A 21327-nucleotide genomic window follows, 5' to 3' on the forward strand; every position below is an offset into this window, starting at 1 on the left:
TTTCTTTTTCATTTTTCATTTTTTCTTTTTCATTTTTTTCTTTTTCATTTTTCATTTTTCAATTTCTGTTAATTTTGATTTTGGTTTTTGCTCTTAAAGTTTGCTGCTGTTTCCTTTTTTGTAAAATCTTGTTTGTCATGACTTTTATAACGAAAATGTAATGATAAATGATATTATCAGATAGATTTAAATATCCATCGAATTTTTTATATTATTGAACTACTGTAATATCATCAACTAATATATTTATACTGTTAATGTAACTGATTATATTCGATATATTTAATAAAAACGAAAAAAACGAAAAACAAAAACGAAAAACAACTGGGGAGAAAAATGAAACCTATCATTTTTGCGGCATTCATCTTCATTTTAATTTTGTTGTGTTTGCCCATCGGAGCGGCTGCCGAACTGAGTGTCGGCTCAGGCCAAGATTATGATACGCTCGAAGATGCTGTGCAGGGTGCGGCATCGGGAGATACGATTATTGTCATGGAAAATTTGACAATGACAAAACGCGCTTACATTTCTGACAAACATCTAATTATTCAAGGCGCTGATTCGTCAATTACAATCACGCGCGGCGCGAATTTCAATCCGGCGCAGGACAATGTCAGAAGCACTTTTAATCCGGGTATGCTGGAAGTTGCCATATCTGATCCGAGCAGACCGGAATTGTCTTCAAGTGTGACGCTGAAAAACATCACTCTCGATGACGCAAACAATCCGGATCGTGCCGTCATGACAATTATGGAGCCGGGCGGCGCAAGTAAATATCCGAGTGACTGGAATCAGCGCATTTACGATTCTGTCTTATCCGCTTACGCCGAACAAACAACAATCGTGTTGGGCGAAGGCGCTCAGATTGTCAATCCCGGCGGACTTTCCGCGATTCACATCACGAACGGCGCGAAGTGTATTGTTGAAGAAAACAGCATCATTAAAACCGATTCAAGTTTCAGTCAAGATTTGATTTTGATGTATAACAATGCTGATTTGACATTTAACGCGACATTGACCGAAATCACAGCGAAAAATATTATCAATGCAACAAACCATGCCGGCAGTGGCGGAGAATTCAATATTCAGTTTAACGGTGAAGTTTCCGGCCCGGACATTCATGTTACAAAAGTTATCACAGCTTTAAATAAAGGAGAAATTCATTTCACCGGGACAATTTCAGACATTGATGACGTGATGGATGGCATTCAAGTACACAACGGCGGCTATCTGAATTTCACGGGAACAATTTCCGGATTAACGAAATCACAGAGCGCTTTGAACATCACTGCCGCATCCGTCGGTTCAACATTGGATTTTTACGGTGTTGTTGACGGATGTAATTTTAATGCCAAAACAAATGACGGTTCTGCAATTCGAGGATATCCGAAAGCTCAAATTACAATGTATGAGGGCAGTAAGGTTTCAAATAATACAAATTGTTTTGCGGGTGCCATTTATTTGCGAACGAACTGTGTTATTGATATTTACGGTGAAATTTCAAACAACACTTGTACAAATGACAGCAGCGGCGGCGTTTATTTAATCGGCAGCAGCACCGCGACTTTATATGGTTCCGGAAAAATCATCGAAAATAAAGTTACAACCGCGTTTAAAGCCAGCGGTGGTGGTGTTTTTGTGAATGATGAATCCAAATTCATTATGGAAGGCGGCCTGATTTCAGGAAACAAAGCGACCGGCACATATACAGCCAGCAAAGAAGGTATTGTTATTCCGAATCTCGTCACAGGTGTAGTTTACGGCGGCGGTGGTGTTGCTGTTTGTAAAGACGGACAGTTTATCATGAACGGCGGCACGATTGAAAACAACGAGGCGGTTGTCGGCGGCGGTGTTTGGATTTCCGGACGAGAGCGCGCAAACAACGGATCAAGCTTTATTTTCAACGGCGGTACAATTCAAAACAATAAAGCGACGGGTATCGGTTCCAACAGTAATATTCACTACGGCCATGATATTGCAATTTTCGCGTCGAATAATGCGCCGTCATCAAAAGATTCCGGCCACTATGTGTTTATCGGAGAAAATGCGGTAATTGGTGACAAGCTGGTCGGTGTTTCTCAAACAAACAAATCAAACACGTCAAACATTATCGGTTTTAAACAAGCCGTTTACTTTGACAGCGACAAAAATCGTGATTTGTGGCTCGGTACTTTAAAACCGAGTTTGGAAACCGATATTGTTGCCGACGCATCTGTTTCGGCAGATCTCAGCGGCTATGTCAACGCGAACAGCAGTTTGTGGGCGGCATCAACCAAGACAAGCGGAACCGTCGGCATGACAACAAGCCTTTCGAATATGAATGAAGACATCAATGTCAATGAATATGCTGTTGTTATCGCGGCATTGGATAGCGGTTTAAATATTCAGGATACCGAACTTGTCCGTCCGATCCGAGACGCCGACGTTTTGTCTTTTGAAATTCCGGTTACCGGCAGCGCTTCAAGTTATGGTATCGTCCTTCTTAAAAAAGTGAAAACGGAGCCGCTGGATTTGACAATTTCATATGAAGGCAGCGGCGAATTTTATTTCAAAGATTATCCGACAGACACGACAATCACTTTAAATTCCGGCGATCCGGCAATTGAAATTGTTGCAGAGGCGGCTGACAATTGGTCTTTGAAATCTGTTACTTTGACGGCGGGCGACGGCAGCACATTTACAAAAACAGTTGTTGGCGGAATAACAGACGTTGATTACTGTGAATTGGCTTCCGGCAGCAACACCATTCATGCCGTTTTTGAATTTTCAGGCGGCGGAAATCCGACGCCGAATCCCGGCGGATCAGGAACCGGCGGCGTAACCATGACGGAAGAGAGCAGTTCGGTTTCGGGCAATTCCGGATTTGAAGAGCCGATTACGCCTGAAGGCGAGAAACCGGATATTGAAGGCATCGCGCCGCCGACAGTCATTCTTCTGTTTGTGATGGCGATTGCGGTTTTCCTTTTCGTTTACAGAAATGAAGAATAACTTAAATAAAAACAAAAAGCCGAAATTTAATTTTCGGCTTTTCTTTTTTTAATAATTAAAAAAATAATCCGTCAATAGGTGCAATATAAATGACGGGCGAACCTTTTTATTGTTTCGGTTTCTGTTTGGATTCGGTGAAAATATGGATTCTTTCAAACAGATGAATCAAGCAATGGAATATATTGAAAGCGGTTTGTTGACTAAGATTGATTTTTCAAAAGCGGCTGAAATTGCCGGCTGTTCCGAATATCACTTCCGCCGCATTTTTTCATTTCTGGCAGGAATGCCGCCGGGCGAATATGTCCGTTTAAGAAAATTAAGCTGCGCCGCCGAAATTTTAAGAGATTCCGATGTTAAAGTTTCGGATTTATCATCACAATTAGGTTATGAATCAGTTGACGCTTTTACAAAAGCATTCCAATCATTTCACGGTCTGCCACCGTCAAAAGCGCGGAATGCTGAAGCAACCGTCAAAATATTTACACCGATTACATTTCAAATTCAAATGAAAGGAGGAACTAAAATGAATTACAAAATTGTTCAAAAAGAAGCGTTTCATATTATCGGTTTCAGAAAACGAATAACACTTCAGTTTAACGGCATCAATACGCAAGTGAAATCTGTTTATGAAAAACTGACGCCTGAAATTGTTTCCAAATTAAAAAGTTTATGTGATTCGGAACCGGTCGGAATTATAAACGTTTCTGCAAATTTTGAAGATCGGATTTTAGAAGGAAGCGAATTGGATCAATACATCGGCGTTGCCGTGTCAAAATTGCCGGATCAAGTTAATCAATTTGACAAACTTGATATTTTGCCGTACACATGGGCTGTTTTTTCAGTTTGCGGCAAATTTCCGGACGCACTTCAAGAAACCTGGGCAAGAATTTATTCAGAATGGCTGCCAGAATCGGGATATGAATTATGTGACGGACCGGAAATTTTATGGAATGAAGGACCGGATATGATAAAAGAAGATTACAAAAGTGAAATTTGGATTCCGGTCTTGAAAAATTAATTCATAAATCTTTTCGGCAACGCTGCCGCGCGCGAGCTGCACATTAAAAAAATAAATGAAAAACGGACTTGGGCTTTAATTATTAAAAAATAAATTGAAAGATGAAAAAAGAATTAATCGCCGGAAGGAATATCGATTTCTTCCATTTTGCTGCCTAATTCTTTTTCAATTCTTTCAACAATTGTTTTCAATACTTTAATTCGAGCATAATGTTTGTCATTGGCTTCAACAATGACCCACGGCGCATCTTCTGTGTTCGTTTTTTCAATCATTTCATTGACGGCGCTGTAATATTTATCCCATTTTTCGCGATTGCGCCAGTCTTCGTCGGTTAATTTCCATTGCTTCAGCGGATTTAAAGAACGGGCGACGAAGCGTTCGTATTGTTTTTCTTTGCTGATGTGCATCCAGAATTTTATCACAATAATGCCGTCTTCAGTCATCGCTTTTTCGAAATGATTCATTTCTTCATAAGCGCGGTTCCATTCTTCTTCCGTGCATAATTTTTCGATGCGCTCGACCATGACGCGGCCGTACCAGCTTCGATCATAAATAGATGTTTTGCCGCAGGGGGGAACGCCGTCTAAAAATCGCCACAAATAATGATATTTTTTATCAACATCTGTCGGCGTTCCGATTGGAATAACGCGATAGTAGCGCGGATTCATTGCCTGAACGATGCGCTTGATGCTGCTGCCTTTGCCGGCAGCGTCCCAGCCTTCAAAAACCAAAACCATCGGCTTTTTATTCAGGTATAAAGAATAATGGGAAAAGGCAAGCTTTTTTTGATATTCTTTCAATTTCTTTTTGTATTCTTTTTTCGCGCAGGTTTTGGACAAATCAACGGAATCAAGCGGCCCGGGAATAATCTCGTGAGCGGTTGTTTTTGTGTTCGTTGAGTTTACACCGGCATCAGGCATTTGTTTTGATTTTGCTTCAAAAATAATGCTTTTCATTTGATCGATAATGATTTTCATTGTGCCGGCTGCTGCTTCGTCAATATCTTGATTGATAAAATACAAATTCCAGGGCGCGTAATCGGTATTGGTTTGCTCGAGAACTTCTTTAATGACGGTGATGTCTTTTTTATAAATTTTTTCCGTCGATCTTTTATCAATATCATAAGGAATGATTTTTTTCCAAACTTTTTGACTTTCGGCGCGTTTTTCTTTGCGCGCGCCCAAATAAATTTTGATGAATCGGGTTCCGTTGTCATAAAGCGTTTTTTCAAAATCATTGATTGTTTTCATCAAATGATCGAATTGAGCTGTATGAATAACTTCTTTGTTTGCCGGTTTTGTTAAAACGGTTTCCAGATTTGTTTTGAGTGTTAAATTGGAACATCCGAATTTTTCGGAATCGTTAAGCAGGTGTTCGATTAAACCGCGCATATACCAACTGCGATCGAAAATTGCGATTTTTCCTTTCGGCGGAACTTTGCGCGCGAATCTGAAAATGAAAGGAATTTTATTTTCTTCAGATGTCGGCGCGTTTGTGAAATGAAAATCAAAACCGCGTGAATCGAGCGGCAAAAGCTGGCGGTTAATGACTTCTCCGATGAAAATGTCATACCACCCTTCAAAAACGATAATCAGCGGAATTTCAAGCTCTTTTGCTTCTCTTTGTAAAATGCCGAGCTCTTCGCTGTATTCTTTCATCAGCTCTGAAAAATCCGTGTTTTCCGAAAAATCCGGCTTTATTTCTGAAATCATTTCATCACCTGTTTTTATAGAATAATAGTCACGAATTAAATATATAATTTTGTTTTTAAATTATTATTTTCAAGTCTTTCAATTTTTTTAAATTTTTAAAACCTTTAATAAAATAATTCAAAAATATTTTCAAAATTTCATTTTTTGACGTGATTAAAGAAAAATTAATTTTTTAAAATTTTTATTTTCAAAAATAAATTTCAATCTTTCTAAATAAATTCATAAATTTAGTTAAAAGTATATTCTCTAAGATTTATTAATTTAAACACATTTTTTGAAATATTTCGTACAGATTATTCGTTTTGAAAAACTACCTGAAAACATAGTTTTTCCAAAATACACTTTTAGCTCAAATTTCGGACTTTTTTCTCAATTTTCAAAATTTTAAAAATTTGATTCAATTTTTTTCAATTTTATTTTTCCGATTTTTTTTGAGTTTCAATAAATTCGAATAATTCCAAAGACTTTAAGAATATACATCTGATTTTTGTCAAAATTATTTCAAATAATCTTTTTTGCAGTAAATACCCATTAAATCGTTCAGATCTTGTATATTCATAGAGTCATTGGAACGGCTGAGTTTAGAAAAGACCTGTTTTTTGAAGAATTTTCTTATGAGAAAATGTCCGTTCATACAGTCATTAGAATCTGAATTTTTAAAACTAAAATTTTTAAAAAACCGGATTATTTCTAATTTTTTTTTGAAATTTTTCTCAAAAAAATGATCAAATTTTCGAAAATTTGCCTATATTTTTAACGCCTTTTTTTGAATATTGAGCCTATATGTTTGAATGCAAATTCATTTGTATAAATATAGTCGAATATTTTAATAATTTCGAACTATCTTTTAAAAATTATAATAATTCGTAAATTGATTTGTTTGACATTGTTAAAAATATTAGAAATTTGAGCAAAATAAAATATTTCCAATTTTTTAGTTTTTTTGAAAAATTGCAATTCCGGTTTTTGAAATTTTTGATTTATTAAAAATTGACTTATTTTAAAGTTGTCATTAATCGTAAAAATCTTCGAAACATTTTTTCGAAGTTAATTTGATTTTTTGAACAAATCAAAATTTTGAACTTTTTGAAATATCATTGAACCGATTCTTTTTTTGTGATAAGTTTTTATATGATGCAGTCTATTGAAGTTTATTATAGAAATTTTGCAGATAAAAACCTTAAATGTCTGTAATTTTTCTGATTTCTTAACTTTCAATTCAAATTGTTTTATATTTTAACATTTTCAGAGGTATCTGTTATGTCTTTGAAAGAAAGCATTATGTCACGCCTTGAACAATTCATTGCGGCAGATGTCACGGGTTACCGGAAAAAATTCTTAGGCCTTTTCGTTAAAGTCAAAGAATTCACGGTCGGTCAAATCCACGACTTACTGTCTGAAGAATATCAGGTCACACGTAACGAAGTTGCTTCCATGATCGGATATATTCAATCCAAAGTCGGCATTTTAAAATCCCACAAGGAATCTTATAAAACGCCAACGGTTTACACGGTCAAAGATGAATATGTCTCTTTGATAAATAATTGTTTGAAAAATGTCAGCGCGATCTGAAAAATAAACGCCACTTTTGATTCGGCGCGCTTTTAATACAAACTCTTATCTTTTTATTTCAGTTACGTGATGTGATCTCATTTCGTTTTTCATCTATTTTCCATTCATTTTCATTCGCTTTTGCGATTTTTATGATTATAATTAAAACATCAAAAAGAAATAAAAACAAAGGACGCTAATAAGCTGTTATGTCCATTGTTAAAAATGCGCCAAAAACGGCAACAACCATTGTTATTCGATCCGAATCAAGCGCGAGAATCAGCAGCTCGCGCGATCCGTATTACAGTTTAATGCGGCGCTTGTTTCAGGAAGATGCAACCGCCATTCGGGGTCAAAAATTTTTAAATTTGGTCGAATCCCGGCAAAAGGAAGGAAATCCGCTTCGAACGGATGAATGGCAAATGATTATTGAATATTTGGAAGTCAGCCGCGCCTCATTTTATTCAATGAGAAATAAATTGACGGGCGCCGGTTTAATCAGTGTCAAAAATAAAAAATATCACCTTTCAGGTCAATTTTCAAAAGATTTAATGGACATGGCACGCTGGTGGTGGACAGCGATTTTGGAAAACAGTGAAGAATCAATGGATTAAGAAGATTGAATCCGTTATTTCTTTTAATTTTTTATATTTTTATCAGATTATCTTTTAATTAATCATAATTGATTTAAAAAATTTGTATTAATTAAATTCGATTAAACTCTGTCGTTTTAATTATTTTTAATTAATTATTTTTTATTTTCAACTTTCATCAAAATTTATTTCAAAACAACAATCAGGCGGAAAACTATTTATAGGATTTTACAATAGTAGGGTCTGTTTAATTCTGAAAACAACGAAGCCCGGTAGTGTAGTGGTCAATCATACGGGACTCTGGATCCTGTAACCTCGGTTCGAATCCGTGCCGGGCTACTTTATTTCTGTTTTTTTGTATTATATTCGTTAATTACATTTATCAATAAACGACGCGTAGAGAAAGATTATGTCAATTCCGCCGGCTGACTCATTGACTGTTGAATCGGATTCTGAAAATTTCGAATCCGGGCAGCCCGAAAAAACAATTGTAATTGTCCGCTACGGTGAGTTGTCTTTAAAAAGCAAAGGCGTTCGCGACCGTTATGAACAAATTTTAAAAAACAATATTCAGCAAATGCTTGAGTATCATAATGTTTCTTTTTCAAAAATTCAGCGCGATTTCGGCCGCATTTTCATTCATTCTTCAGACCCGGCCGCCGCAAAAATAACGGCGCTTGTTTTCGGTGTCGTCAGCGTGTCTTCGGCTTATTTGTGTTCTTCCGATCCGGCCGAAATTACAGCATTTTGCGCAAACACCGGTGAAAAGATGATTGCCGACGGCGAAACGTTTGCTGTTCGCGCACGCCGCGCCGGAAACCATTCGTTTACGTCCAATGAAATCGCAAGGCAATGCGGCGATGCGATTTGGGAAAAGCTGGCAGCTTCCGGAAAAACGCCTGCCGTTGATTTAACGAATCCGGATAAAGAAATTTTCGTCGAAGTGCGTCAAACCAATTCTTACGTTTATTTTGAAACAATTAAAGGGCCAGGCGGCTTTCCGACCGGAACGCAAGGAAAAATGGTTGTTTTGCTTTCCGGCGGCATCGATTCACCGGTTGGGGCTTGGCTGATGATGAAACGCGGTATTGAAATTATTCCGGTTTTCTTTGATAACGAACAATACGCCGGGTCAATCGTTTCTGAAAAAGCGATTGAAAACGCCAAAGTTTTATTTTCATGGACCCCCGGACGCCGCCAAAAAATTTATCGCATTAAAAACGGCGAATATATGGATAAAATGATGCAGACGACGGGAACGAAAAACATTTGCCTGATGTGCAAACGTTTCATGTTCAGAGTTGCCGGTGCCGTCATGGATAAAGAAAAAGCAAGCGGCATTATTACAGGATCATCACTCGGCCAGGTGGCGTCGCAGACGGCGGAAAACATGCTTTCCGAAACTTACGGTTTAAGTTTGCCGCTTTATCATCCGCTGCTTGCGTTTGATAAACAGGAAATCGTGGATATTGCGCAAAGAATCGGCACTTTTGATATTTCGATTCGCTCCGACGGCGGAAAAGAGTGTTTGGCAGTTCCCGAAAAGCCTGAGGTTAAAGCGATTTTGACGGCGGCCGTTTCCGAAGAGGAAAAGTTTGTGTTCGACATTGACGAAATGGTTCAAAAAACGGTTGAGAATGCCGAAATTATTGAAATGAAGATTTAAGTTTTTTATTATTCGGATTTTGTTTATTTTTGTTTTTTATTTTTACTTATTTATCATTGTTTTAATTATTGTTGAAGAAGATTTTTTAAATACCAGTAAAACGATATTAGAACATACAATTTTTGAATTTGATACGGAGGAATCAGATGTCAATGTGTGATTGCAGTACTCAAGATGAACTCGTCGAGGCTGTTAAAGAATATATGCTTCAGGTCAAAGGCGTTGAAGACGTATTTGTTTTAACAGATGAAGACAAAAAAAGCATTGAACAGCTTGAAGAGGATGCGAAAGGAAATGTTTTAATGGGCATGGGCGAAGGCGATAATCAGGGAATTGCCGAAGTTTTCAAAAGAGAACATATCTTATGCTTTACGACAAACAAAGATTATATTTGGCCGGAGCCGCCGAATGTCATTATGATGCAAGACGGCGAGATGATCGGCTTTGATTGTTCTGCCGAAGAAATTTGCAAATATGAAGAGCATCCTGATTACATGGTAATCGGCACGTTCATTATGAACAAAGCAAACACGGTCGGCAAAACCGGAAAACCGATTGTTGTGCTGCCGCCGAAACCTTGTGATTTAGGCGAGCTTGAAGTCGAAGACGCGGTTTTAGGATCACCGTCGACGCCGAGCGATGAATATATTCGCGAAGTTTATCATTTTGAAAAATCGAATGAGAAAGGAACATTTTTCCTTGGTTTTAATAAAGTGAAATGTATCGACTGATTTTATTTTCAATTTTATTTTAATTTTCATCTCATTTTTAATCTCATTTTTTATTATTTTTTGTTTGCTGGTGCCATTTTTATTATTCACCGGTTGGTATCTTATTGTTTATGTTTGCTGTTGCTACCTTGCTGTTTGTATTGCTGCCGGCTATATTTTCTAAGTCGTTTGTATCTTCTTCTAAGTGCAGCCGTTCGCTTCGCGAACGGGAGGCTGCCGCTGTCGCCTGCCGCCTGCCGCCTGCCGCCTGCCGCCTGCCGCCTGCCGTTCCCTGCGCGCGCGTCTGCACCAACTTTCACAAATTTCAAACAAACCGAATCCGATTATTCATAAATTTCAAAAAAACAGATATATCAATTTTGATTAATTATTCATTGATAAATCCTATTTAGTTAAATATTTAAAAATATCCGAAAACGGCTAAATTTCAAAAATTAATTAAAAACGGAATAAATGAAAAAAATATATCAAAAACAGTTAAATTAAAAAAGAAAGGAAAAATCGGCAATTTGCCGATTTAATTATTCTAATTTTTCAATTCTTTTGGCGTGTTCGACGAAATATTTGAAGCAGTCGTTACCCCAGTTTAAGGAGCGGCTGTCGGTTGCAACAAGATATTTCTGGGCGTCGTAAAGGCCGTTCTTGTAGAATAAAGAGAAGTAAAGGAAGCCTTCGGTTGTAATGATAAACAAGTTGACGCTGTCCATTAAATAAAGTTCATTGTCTTTTAAGGAAAGGAACTGTAAAAGAACATCTTTGTAATCCAATCTGAATTTATCAAAAACGTCTTGCGTCATGATGATTCTGGCCGGCGTTTTGTTTGCGGTCATTTCTTGGAACATTTCAAGACTGGACGGCATGAAAACGGAAACGATGCCGGAAATTTTCTGAGCGGAATCCAATTTTTCGACAATGATTTTGTTCTGCTCGAAAACGTTTTTGGACGGATCCTGGAACAAAATGCTGTTTTCAAGTTCGTTGAAGCGTTCCAAAAGGTGGTGCGGAATCGCGTTTGTGTCGTGGTCGGTCCAGAAGTCGCTGGTTTCTTCAAAAACGTTTAAAATTTCAACGAGCGGCGTGTAGTATTTCAAAATGACTTTGCCGATCGGCGTTAAATAATATTCGTTGTTTGTCTTTTGAATCAAATCCGCTTCAAGCAACTCTTTGATACGCGGGTAAATTTCCGGCGTTTTAACGTTAAAAAACTCTTTGATTTCAAAAAGCGTACGCGGTTTTTCATCAATTAAAAAAAGCAAATCCTTTCTTTTTTCAGAATATGTAATCAGGCTTAAAAGTCCTTTTCCTTTCATTTCGTGTCACCCGTGTCTTGTATACACAATTCAAACAATAATTGATAAAGATAATTAAAATTGTTTGATTTACATAAAAATTATACGATAAGCATACAGTAAATCTTTTTCAATATAAAGGTTTCGTAATTCCATAATAAATTATATTATAAAAAAACGTATGAAGTGCAATAAATTATATTTTTTATAAAATGACAAAGCTAAAATAAAAATCAAAACCAAAATAAACAGCAAAATTTGAAAAACATAAAATCAAAAACCAAAAATGAAAACAAAATAAAAATGAAAAGTAAAAAACAAAATAAAAAGCAAAATGAAAACAAAAATAAAGGCATTACACCTTTATTTTAACCCCATGATTTTGTAAATCGCTTCAACATCAACATTCTTCTCAAACACTTGAGCTAATTCTTCAAAGCCGTCCTGTATCGTAAAACCGTCTTCTTCGACGTACGGAACACCTTTTTTCTCGGCCAAATATTTTAATAAAGCGACGCGAAGGTTTTTGTTGTCAAAAAAGCCGTGCATTGACGTTCCGAGAACCAGGCCGTCTGCGCTGCAAGCGCCGTCATTTTCAAAAACCGGTGACTTTGTTGTCACTTTGCCGCTGTAAACGTTAAATCCGTCAACGGTTTCGCCCCAAATGGCTTTTAAATACGGTGTACAGCCTTTGGCTTTTGAAGAAACGCGAACCGGTTTTTCGCTGTAGCCTTCTTCTTTTTCATAAACGGTTTCAATATCCAATAAACCCAAACCGTCAATGATTTTGCCGTCCGGACCGGTTAATTTTGCGCCGAGCATTTGATATCCTTCGCCGATTCCGATAATTGGAACACTTCCGGCTTTGCTTAAAATTTGGTCGGCCATACCGCTTTCGCGAAGCGCTTCCAAATCTTTTAAAGGTGTTCCCGAGCCCGGCAAAATAATCAAGTCGGGCGCGCCGAGTGAATCATAAATATCAATATATTTAACGCGCGCCTGCGATTCCAAAATTTCATAATCGTTGAAATGCGAAATTTTCGGGAATTGAATCACGGCGATTTCAACGGAATTGTTGCTGTTTTTCTTCTCATCCGGAACTGTTCCCGCGCCTTCTTTTTCACGGAAAGACATCGAATCTTCCGAGGGGATTCTTAAACGGAAATACGGCATAATTCCGAGAACAGGAACGCCTGTCATTTCTTCAAGCTGTTTTAATCCGGGTCTTAAAATTTCGGGATCACCGCGGAATTTGTTAATGATAAAGCCTTTGATGTTCTTTTGAATATCTTCCGGCAAAAGCATGTAAGTGCCGTAAAGGCTTGCAAAAACGCCGCCGCGCTCAATGTCGCCGACAATAATAATCGGCGCGTTCGTAATGCGGGCTGTTCCGACATTGACAATGTCGCGGTCATAAAGATTAATTTCAGCGGCGCCGCCGGCGCCTTCCATAACAACCACGTCATATTTTTCATCTAATTTTGAAAGCGCGCCGTCGAGAATCGCAGACATTTCGTCAATGGACTCATAATAGTTGCCGGCGCTGCGGTCGGCGTAGTGTTCGCCTAAAACAATGACTTGAGAAAAGCTGTCGCCTTTGGGTTTTAAAACAACGGGATTCATTTCGGGAATCGGATCGGCGCCTGCGGCCCATGCTTGAATGACTTGCGCGTAGCTGATTTCTTTGCCGTCGGGGTTAACCCATGAATTTAAGCTCATGTTTTGCGCTTTAAACGGCGCGGTTTTGTAATCCCGAGACATTATTTTACAAACAGCAGTGACGATGGAACTTTTTCCGGCATCTGAAGAAGTTCCGAGAATAAGCAAACGTTTCGTATCCATAATTTCCATTTCCCGTAAATCAACTAAGCTTTATAAAAATACAACTTCTTATTTCTTTACAAAAACATGGTTTATAAAAGATTTGGTTCATCTGCGAAGTAAATTAAACTTGTTATAGCTGTCAAAATACAACTGCGTTTAAAAACATGAATCGCAAGCAGTGTTCAGAAAGATTAAAAATAAAATTATAATGTATAAATATGAGAATGAAAAATAATTGATATGCATAAATCGGATTTAGTATTTATATGAATTTCATTCATTTTTTAAATATATGATAAAAATGAATCGAATTTGAATTAATTTAATAAACTATTTAAAGAAAAGAAAAGTAGAACCCGATAATAATAAAAGTAATAATTAAAAACAAAAAACGGAAAAAGCAAAACAAAAACAAAAAATAACATTTAATTTCAAGTTTCAGGTGATATATTATGGGAAATAAACCGATGACGCTCGCAGAAAAAATCTTTTCAAAAGCTGCCGGAAAACCTGTTTCAGCCGGCGAATTTGTTGTCGCAGGTATTGATCGCGCGATGACGCACGATATTACGGGACCTCTCGCCGTGAAAGGTTTTTATGAAATTATGGCGGGAAAAGAAGAAAAGAAAGTTTGGGATCCTGAAAAAATTGTCATCATTTTCGACCACCAATCACCTGCCGATTCTGTTAATGCAGCGCAGAATCACATTTATTTGAGAAAATTTGCGCAAGAGCAGAACATTTTGAATTATGACATTTATGAAGGTGTCTGCCACCAGGTTTTGCCCGAAAAAGGTCATGTTTTGCCCGGCGATTTGATTGTCGGCTCAGACTCCCATACTTGCGCTTACGGCTCACTCGGTGCGTTTTCAACCGGACTCGGCTCAACCGACATGGCGGCGGTTTTGGCGACCGGAAAATTGTGGTTTAAAGTTCCGGAAACGATTCGTTTTAATGTTGAAGGAAAGCTTCCGAAACACGTTTATTCCAAAGATTTGATTCTTCATTTAATCGGCGATGTCGGTGTTGAAGGCGCGCGTTACATGGCCGCCGAATTTGCCGGCGAAACCGTTCAGAATCTTTCCATTTCCGAAAGAATGACGATGTCAAACATGGCCATTGAAATGGGCGGCAAAGCAGGTTTAATTGAGCCTGACAAAACAACGGAAGCGTATCTCAAAGAACGTATTCCCGATTTCAAATTGGATTCAAACTGGAAATCCGACAGTGGCGCTCACTTCAAAGAAGTTCGCGGCTACGACATTTCAGAGCTTGAACCGCAAGTCGCCTGTCCGCACAATGTCGATAATGTAAAACCTGTAACGGAAGTTGAGGGAACACACATCGATCAGATTTTCGTCGGTTCGTGCACAAACGGCCGTTTCGAAGACATTCAAATCATGATGGAAGTGATGGGCAACGATCCGATTGCAAAAGGCGTTCGTTTAATTGTTGTTCCGGCTTCCCGAACCGAATATATGAAAGTTTATCGCGCCGGTTATGTTGAAACATTAATGGAAAAGGGCGCGATTGTTGAATCACCGTGCTGCGGCCCGTGTATGGGCGGCTCATTCGGTCGTTTGGGAGACGGCGAAGTCGGTCTTTCCACATCAAACAGAAACTTCCTCGGCCGCCAAGGCAGCCCCAAATCATTTGTTTATTTGAGTTCACCGGCAACGGCCGGCGCATCCGCAATCACGGGCGAAATTACGGATCCGAGAGAGATTTAATCTCAAAATCTTTAAAATTTAAAAGTTTTAAATTAAAATTCAAATTCAATTTATCAAAAACAGGAGAAATAAAATTGTCGGAAATTGTTGATTTATCCATTTTAAACGCGATTTACAAAATTATTGAAGAACGCAGCCGCGAACAGCCGGAAGGCTCATACGTCTGCGCTTTGTTAAACGATCCAAAAGGCATCAATAAAATACTGGAAAAGGTCGGCGAAGAAACGACTGAGACGATTATCGCCGTCAAAGACGGGAACAAAGAAGAAATCATCTATGAAACTTCGGATTTGCTTTTCCACTTGTTGGTTATGCTTTTTGAATGCGGTGTCACGCCTGACGACATTTCGGCGGAGCTTGCGCGCCGTTTTAAATAATTTTTACAGCTATGCCGCCTGTTCGACCTGCCGCCGGGGAAAAAACGGAACAGACAACCATTTCGGCAGGTTCCGTTCAGCTGAATGCTGTGATTATTTATTCTAAAAAACGAAAAAAAACGATCAGTTATACGGTTCGTTATGAATCTGAAATTGATAATATTGGCGACAATCATAAAAAACCGATTTTATTTGTTCGCGCGCCGGCTTCTCTTTCTGTTAAAGAAATTCAGTCCGTCCTTTTTGAAAACGAGAAAAATATTTTGGAATTACTCGAAAAAGCTTCCAAAAAGGAAGAAGCTGCGCTTCAAAAATCAAAACAGACTTACGAAAACGGCAGCATTTTTCATTACATGGGGCGCACTTATTCGCTGAAACTGTTTTATGATAATAATGAAAAAAAGATTCGGGTTCATTTATTGGACGGTCAGCTTCAAGTTTATTTGCCGCAAAAAATGATTGATTTGCCGGATTTGGAAAAAGAAAAAAGAATCAAAAAGGCAATTGAATTGTTTTATATTGAGCAGGCTGACGTTTTTTTCGCGTCCCGCGTCGATTATTTCGCTGAAAAATATTTGGACATACTCGGGGAAAAACCAAAATCCGTCAAAGCCGCGTCTTATAAAAGCAAATGGGGCTGCTGCACTTATCAAAACGAAATAAAATTAAATTGGATTTTAATTCAAGCAAACACGCCGATCATTGATTATGTCATTGTTCACGAATTGTGCCACATTCGCCATAAAGACCACTCCAAAGATTTTTGGAATTTAGTCGGTGCAATTGATCAGAAATACAAAGAAAAACGGCAGGAGCTTAAAGAAAACGGTTGGATTTTAGGAATGAAATGATAAAAAATTGAATGAAAATTAGATTTTATTCGATTTTGTTTAATTTATATCATTTTAATGAATTTGAATTAATTTTCATTTTTTGAATTAAAAATTAAGGGTTGGTTTTTCTTAAATTTTTGAAAGTTGGTGCAGACGCGCGCGGCCGGCAGCTGCCTGCCGCGGCAGTGACAGGCAGTCCCCCCGTTCGCGAAGCGAACGGCTGTACTCAAAAGAAGCAGATACAAATGCATCAGGAAGATAGTGACAGCAAACAGAAAAACAACAGCAGTAAACAAAAAAATTAAAATCTCATTTTTTTATTTCAATTGAATTTCGGCGGCGTAAACGCCTGTCCCGTCATAAACAACAAAAGAAACAACATTTTTCTTTAAATTTTCTTCAAAAATCGCAATTCCGCATTCGCTGTTAAATGTAAATTGCTCATAATATTCTTTAATTCCGGCGGAAGTTTGAATATAATCCGCCTGATCGGCAACGACACGATTTTGAAGCGCTTTTGTTAATTCGTTTGTCAAATCCGGTTCCGTTCGGCTGACGGACTCCAATCCTTCACATTCGCATTTGGAAACACCGTTTTCATCCGCAAAAAACGGATATGTGTGACACAATGCCGGACGAATGTCATAAATCAGGCATTTTTTCGATTCTGATAGAAAAATGCAGCTGCCGTCTTCTTTTCGCTGAAGCATCCAGCCGAATGTATGAATACGGCCGTGTTCATCAATCTGTTCCGATAAAGCGCGAAGCGTTTCCGTGAAAGTCGAATATTGAAACGAGGATGAAATATCATTGCTGTCATTATAAAAATCCGGCAGAAGCGGCAAAATGAAATCGGATCGAGAAAAGCCTTTTGATTCAATTTTTTCAATTTCCGCCGGCAAAATGTAAACGGAATTGTCATCTTCCGCTCTTTCGCAGCATTTGCCGCACATCAAACATGAAAATCCGGCGGTACCGATTGTTTTTTGCATGGATTTCTGTTTGCCGAGAAGCATTTGTCTTATTTTTTCGGACTCATTTTCAACGCGCAGAGATGTCGAAACGTCTTTGGGAGCATATTCCTTTGAAACGGTTGAAAGAAATAAAGCCGGCAATTGGTTAGAATCGGGTTTTGACATCAGAATTTAAACTTAAAAAAGAAGTATAAGGCTTTTGCTTAAAACAAACGTTTAAAATCGAACAAAAATAGATATAAATGTACATTGTTTCAATGAACAAAAATAAAAAATTGCTTAAAATTAGGAATAAAAATATGTGGGAACCGATTCATCAGAAATTTGAAAAATATCCGGCGCAGGAGAAGGTTGTCAAACTTCTTTTGGAACGCGGATTTCAGGTCAGCGGCGCCGGAAAAGTCGTATCGGGAAACATTGAAATTCCCCATGTCCAAATTGCAAAAGAAATCGGCGTTGATCGCCGTGTTGTGGACGCAACCGCCAAACATATTATCGAAGACGAAACGCTTTTTGATTTTTTTAAACACGTTCGATCTATTCCGTTTTTAGCGGAAGTTGCGCCGCATTTGAATTTAGGCGTTGTAATTATTATTCCGGAGGACGGCGCTGAAATCGGCATTATTTCAGGCGTTACGAGCGTGATTTCAGAGGCCGGTTACAGCATTCGGCAAACGGTTTCCGATGATCCTTTTTTAAATGACGCGCCGAGGCTGACAATTATTACGGATAAAAAAATTCCGGGCAGCCTGGTTGATAAAATCAGAGCCGTTAAAGGTGTCAAAGGCGTCACGATTCATTAATTTGAAATGACAAATTCAAAAAAAATAAGCATGAAACCGTTATGTTTTAATTAAGAGAAGCTCTTGTTAAGCCTACTAAAGTTTTATTTAATTTTAAACAAATTTAGTTTCCAAAATTTAAAAATTATTTTGAATGATCCTAAAATTTTATTTTTTTAAAAATACGGCTTTTAAATACGATTTATAATACAGGTGGCAAATAAATGGTTCAAATTTCAATTATCATGGGTTCCGAATCGGACCGATCAATTTCAGACAGGGCTGTCGCAGTTCTTGAAAAAACAGATTACACTTACGAAGTTGTTGTTATTTCCGCGCACAGAAACCCCGATGATTTGGACGAATACATTAAAAATTCGGATGCGCTTGTTTTTATCACAATTGCCGGCCTTTCCGCGGCTTTGCCGGGCGTTGTCGCTTCTAAAACCAAAAAACCGGTGATTGGCGTTCCCGTCAGTGCGAAGCTTGGCGGGCTTGACGCGCTTTTGTCCGTAACGCAAATGCCGCCCGGCGTTCCGGTTGCGGCTGTCGGTGTCGATAACGGCGCAAACGGCGCGCACTTGGCGATTCGTATTTTGGATTTATTAAATGATTAAAAAATAAAATTATCAAAAATAAAACCCGTTTTTTAGCGGCAAAATAATAAAATTAAGGTGGATTGCATTATGAAAAGTTTTTATGACCTGCTTTCTCAAAAGAAAAAGCAAAGCATTCTGCCGATTTTCGGCTTTGCAGATGTTTCTGCCTGGGAAAAAGAAACAAAATATCCGACAGCGCCTGATTTTTATCCGACAAACATCTTTCCGGAGGCAAAAACGGTAATTGTTATCGGAGTTCCGGTTGTTTTGCCGATTTTAGAAACGACACCTTCCGTTTATTATAATGAACACCAAAATAATTTAAATGTCGTTTTGGAAAACGAAATTATAACGCTTTCTTCATTTTTGAACCGCCTGGGTTTTGCTTCGATGCCGACTGCGCGCGGCGGTTATTCGGAAATGTCTGTTTTGATTGAAAAGCCGATGGCGGCGTTTTCTCATCGGCATGCGGCTTATCATGCCGGACTCGGCGCGTTTGGTCGAAATAATGTCTTTTTGACAAAAAAATACGGCCCGAGAGTCAGATTCGCAACGATTTTAACGGCGGCGACGCAAAGCGAGCTCGGAGTTTCGAAAAAGAAACAAAAGAAATCGATTGCTCAAAAAAAGAAATTTGAAAAAAACGGCTTGTGTATTGATTGTATGGCATGTTCCAAGTTTTGTCCGATTCAGGCAATCGGCGGGGATTCAAAAAACACGTATCCGGTCGTTAAAACTGATAAAAGCCGATGCGCCGCTTATTTGGATGAGCTCGGCAAAAAAGGAACGTCACGCTGCGGCGTTTGTATAAAAGTTTGCCCCGTCGGAAAAGATCGTATTTTGTTTGATCGCCGAAACATCAGCATATACAACGAATCCGAAATCGGCGGCGAGAAAAAAGAACGGTTGATTCGCGCCTGGAATCATATTCGGGATTACGGAACAAAAAAATGAAAGGAAAAGGTAATCAATATTTTGATTTACCGCTGTATTCGTTTTGTTTGTCGATGCTCATTTGAATCAAAATTTCAAAAATTTGATGAACGGAATGAACATCTAATCCTTTTTCAACCGCTAAGCCGGAAGCGCGGTCTAAAACGCTTTGAATTTGATCTTCATCAATAATCGGCTTTCCCATTTCTTTTTTGGAGGAGAGAATTTCACCGGCTAAATTTGTTCTGACCTCAATTAATTCAATAATTTCGCGGTCGATTAATCTGATTTTTTCGCGCGTTGTTTCTAACATCCCTGTCGGCATAATATCTCCTCCGTCTTAAATAAAATCAAAAGATTTTTGATCTCTTTAATTTAAAAATCCATTTCATATAAACTTTCATCTTTTAAAATTTGGAAATGAAAATTCAATATTGATAAAACCCGAGCTTGAATTTTAAAAATAATCGGATTGAACCCGATTCCGTTTGTATTTATTTTTGAAAAATTGATGCGTTCGCGCGCGGCGGCGCTGCGCGGATGTTGCGGCTGCAAGCAGCAACACAAACCTGACAGCATCGGCGGCAAGCAGACAGCCTCATGAAATCAAAGGTAAAATAAAAACGATTCGTTAAAATAAATTAAAATTTCAAATCGGAAATTTCCGTATTTTTCAAATCCAAGCGGTTTGTTTTCATAAATTCTGAAAAGCGGCGGCTTTCTTCAAGCGCATTTGAATTGCACGTTTTCGTTTCGTAAATTTTTCCGTTCGGAAATTGAGCCGCCCAGTTTTCTTTAATTTTTGAAACAACAACCGCCAACTCTTTTCGCTGAGTTTCCGGCAAAGATTCGGCAACCGGAAGAAGCGCCGTAAACGACGGCCCGGTTCCTGACAATCCGGCGGCAACGCCGAATTTCTCACCGATTGCCATACACGAAACGGCGGGTTCGGGATCAAAACCGAGCGCGCCGCAATAAATCAAACCATTGAGCTTCATCGCGGTTTTATAATCTCCCGAAAGCGCGATTTCAAACGCGATGTCAACCAAATCTTTCATTAAAACCGAGCGCGAGACATCAGTTTCGGCACTGAAAGATTGTCCGGGATTTAAAATTAAAACATCATAATGAAATTCATTTCTTTGAAGCAATTCCATTGTTTTGTTATTTGTTGCCGCAACGCCGCCGTAAAAAGACGCGCATGCATCGTCGTAAGCGCCCGTAATTGTTACGCCGGCTTCCTTTGCCGCGCAAACGCCGAGCTTGATAATTTCTTCCGGCGACAAATCTTCACCGATTGCGTCAAGCGCCGCAATAACGGAAGCATTTGCCGCCGCGCTGCTGCTTTTTAAACCGCCGGCAATCGGAATTTCGCTTTTTGTCAAAACAAGCGCTTCTTTAGAACAATCAAATTGTTCCAAAACGGATTGAACGCAAAGCTCAATTAAACGCGTGTCAGCGTCGGGATTTCCGGAAATTGAGCCGCGGACAAAACAATCTGATGATGCGGGTTTTACGGATTTTGTATCCGTTAAACAAACTTCCGCGTACGTTTTCAGCTGTGTTGCGTAAGCGCATCCTTTCCAAGACGCAACGGCGTTAATAATCGTTCCGCCGCCAAAAGCGCATCCGTATCCTTTTTGAATTGTTGTCATTTTTAATTTCCGTTATTTCGAGTTTAATAAACGTAAATAATCCGTTTATTTAAAAAATTTTACATTTGGTAT

The 21327-nt window shown here is 38.6% G+C and carries 20 protein-coding genes and 1 tRNA gene; 15 read left to right on the forward strand and 6 right to left on the reverse strand.

What is annotated here, in order from left to right:
* Positions 1–336: 336 nt before the first annotated feature.
* Both MmiEs2_RS03225 and MmiEs2_RS03230 read left to right on the forward strand, forming a co-directional pair.
* The gene (locus MmiEs2_RS03225; RefSeq protein WP_316559996.1) at positions 337–2988 is read left to right on the forward strand and encodes a hypothetical protein; all 2652 of its coding nucleotides are present in this window, start codon (positions 337–339) and stop codon (positions 2986–2988) included.
* 142 nt (positions 2989–3130) lie between these two features.
* Entirely contained in the window at positions 3131–4006 is an 876-nt protein-coding gene (locus tag MmiEs2_RS03230; protein WP_316559997.1) for an AraC family transcriptional regulator, read from the forward strand.
* Between the two features lie 113 nt (positions 4007–4119).
* Here MmiEs2_RS03230 and MmiEs2_RS03235 read toward each other — a convergent pair whose 3' ends face one another.
* Positions 4120–5718, reverse strand: a complete 1599-nt coding sequence (locus MmiEs2_RS03235; protein ID WP_316559998.1) for a phosphate--AMP phosphotransferase — start codon at positions 5716–5718, stop codon at positions 4120–4122.
* Positions 5719–6978: 1260 nt separating this feature from the next.
* On the opposite strand from MmiEs2_RS03235, the gene MmiEs2_RS03240 reads away from it, so the two are divergent.
* From MmiEs2_RS03240 to MmiEs2_RS03265, 6 genes are all read left to right on the forward strand, one after another.
* On the forward strand, positions 6979–7290 hold the full coding sequence (locus MmiEs2_RS03240; protein WP_316559999.1) for a DUF2551 domain-containing protein: 312 nt from the start codon (positions 6979–6981) through the stop codon (positions 7288–7290).
* 188 nt (positions 7291–7478) lie between these two features.
* Complete coding sequence (locus tag MmiEs2_RS03245; RefSeq protein ID WP_316560000.1) at positions 7479–7883, forward strand: hypothetical protein; 405 nt, start codon at positions 7479–7481, stop codon at positions 7881–7883.
* A gap of 245 nt (positions 7884–8128) precedes the next feature.
* Positions 8129–8201, forward strand: a tRNA-Gln gene (locus MmiEs2_RS03250).
* Between the two features lie 70 nt (positions 8202–8271).
* Entirely contained in the window at positions 8272–9528 is a 1257-nt protein-coding gene (thiI, locus tag MmiEs2_RS03255) for a tRNA uracil 4-sulfurtransferase ThiI (protein ID WP_316560001.1), read from the forward strand.
* A 146-nt stretch (positions 9529–9674) separates the two neighbouring features.
* Positions 9675–10259 (forward strand): hypothetical protein, encoded by a 585-nt coding sequence (locus tag MmiEs2_RS03260; RefSeq protein WP_316560002.1) that lies wholly within the window; start codon positions 9675–9677, stop codon positions 10257–10259.
* 168 nt (positions 10260–10427) lie between these two features.
* Complete coding sequence (locus tag MmiEs2_RS03265) at positions 10428–10592, forward strand: hypothetical protein (protein ID WP_316560003.1); 165 nt, start codon at positions 10428–10430, stop codon at positions 10590–10592.
* A gap of 188 nt (positions 10593–10780) precedes the next feature.
* Here the strand turns inward: MmiEs2_RS03265 and MmiEs2_RS03270 are convergent, their stop codons facing one another.
* Both MmiEs2_RS03270 and MmiEs2_RS03275 read right to left on the reverse strand, forming a co-directional pair.
* Complete coding sequence (locus MmiEs2_RS03270; protein ID WP_316560004.1) at positions 10781–11569, reverse strand: helix-turn-helix transcriptional regulator; 789 nt, start codon at positions 11567–11569, stop codon at positions 10781–10783.
* A gap of 342 nt (positions 11570–11911) precedes the next feature.
* Positions 11912–13390, reverse strand: coding sequence for a cobyric acid synthase (locus MmiEs2_RS03275; protein ID WP_316560005.1), 1479 nt, complete (start codon positions 13388–13390; stop codon positions 11912–11914).
* Positions 13391–13839: 449 nt separating this feature from the next.
* Between MmiEs2_RS03275 and MmiEs2_RS03280 the strand changes: the two genes are divergently transcribed.
* From MmiEs2_RS03280 to MmiEs2_RS03295, 4 genes are all read left to right on the forward strand, one after another.
* Positions 13840–15102 (forward strand): 3-isopropylmalate dehydratase large subunit, encoded by a 1263-nt coding sequence (locus MmiEs2_RS03280; protein WP_316560226.1) that lies wholly within the window; start codon positions 13840–13842, stop codon positions 15100–15102.
* A 74-nt stretch (positions 15103–15176) separates the two neighbouring features.
* Complete coding sequence (locus MmiEs2_RS03285; RefSeq protein WP_316560006.1) at positions 15177–15479, forward strand: phosphoribosyl-ATP diphosphatase; 303 nt, start codon at positions 15177–15179, stop codon at positions 15477–15479.
* An 11-nt stretch (positions 15480–15490) separates the two neighbouring features.
* The gene (locus MmiEs2_RS03290) at positions 15491–16330 is read left to right on the forward strand and encodes a M48 family metallopeptidase (RefSeq protein ID WP_316560007.1); all 840 of its coding nucleotides are present in this window, start codon (positions 15491–15493) and stop codon (positions 16328–16330) included.
* A gap of 119 nt (positions 16331–16449) precedes the next feature.
* Positions 16450–16617 carry a hypothetical protein gene (locus MmiEs2_RS03295; RefSeq protein ID WP_316560008.1) on the forward strand — a complete coding sequence of 56 codons (168 nt, stop codon included), beginning with the start codon at positions 16450–16452 and terminating at the stop codon, positions 16615–16617.
* Between the two features lie 12 nt (positions 16618–16629).
* On the opposite strand, the gene MmiEs2_RS03300 is transcribed toward MmiEs2_RS03295, so the two are convergent.
* The gene (locus MmiEs2_RS03300) at positions 16630–17451 is read right to left on the reverse strand and encodes a YkgJ family cysteine cluster protein (protein WP_316560009.1); all 822 of its coding nucleotides are present in this window, start codon (positions 17449–17451) and stop codon (positions 16630–16632) included.
* 134 nt (positions 17452–17585) lie between these two features.
* Between MmiEs2_RS03300 and MmiEs2_RS03305 the strand changes: the two genes are divergently transcribed.
* The 3 genes from MmiEs2_RS03305 (at position 17586) to MmiEs2_RS03315 (ending at position 19621) form a co-directional block, all read left to right on the forward strand.
* On the forward strand, positions 17586–18089 hold the full coding sequence (locus tag MmiEs2_RS03305; RefSeq protein WP_316560010.1) for a TrpY family transcription regulator: 504 nt from the start codon (positions 17586–17588) through the stop codon (positions 18087–18089).
* A gap of 203 nt (positions 18090–18292) precedes the next feature.
* Positions 18293–18685, forward strand: a complete 393-nt coding sequence (locus MmiEs2_RS03310) for a 5-(carboxyamino)imidazole ribonucleotide mutase (RefSeq protein ID WP_316560011.1) — start codon at positions 18293–18295, stop codon at positions 18683–18685.
* 69 nt (positions 18686–18754) lie between these two features.
* The gene (locus MmiEs2_RS03315; RefSeq protein WP_316560012.1) at positions 18755–19621 is read left to right on the forward strand and encodes a 4Fe-4S dicluster domain-containing protein; all 867 of its coding nucleotides are present in this window, start codon (positions 18755–18757) and stop codon (positions 19619–19621) included.
* A 13-nt stretch (positions 19622–19634) separates the two neighbouring features.
* On the opposite strand, the gene MmiEs2_RS03320 is transcribed toward MmiEs2_RS03315, so the two are convergent.
* Both MmiEs2_RS03320 and MmiEs2_RS03325 read right to left on the reverse strand, forming a co-directional pair.
* Positions 19635–19925, reverse strand: a complete 291-nt coding sequence (locus MmiEs2_RS03320) for a chorismate mutase (protein WP_316560013.1) — start codon at positions 19923–19925, stop codon at positions 19635–19637.
* A gap of 316 nt (positions 19926–20241) precedes the next feature.
* The gene (locus MmiEs2_RS03325) at positions 20242–21255 is read right to left on the reverse strand and encodes a shikimate kinase (RefSeq protein WP_316560014.1); all 1014 of its coding nucleotides are present in this window, start codon (positions 21253–21255) and stop codon (positions 20242–20244) included.
* Positions 21256–21327: the final 72 nt, after the last annotated feature.

This window comes from Methanimicrococcus stummii, assembly GCF_032594435.1.
Classification (GTDB): domain Archaea; phylum Halobacteriota; class Methanosarcinia; order Methanosarcinales; family Methanosarcinaceae; genus Methanimicrococcus; species Methanimicrococcus stummii.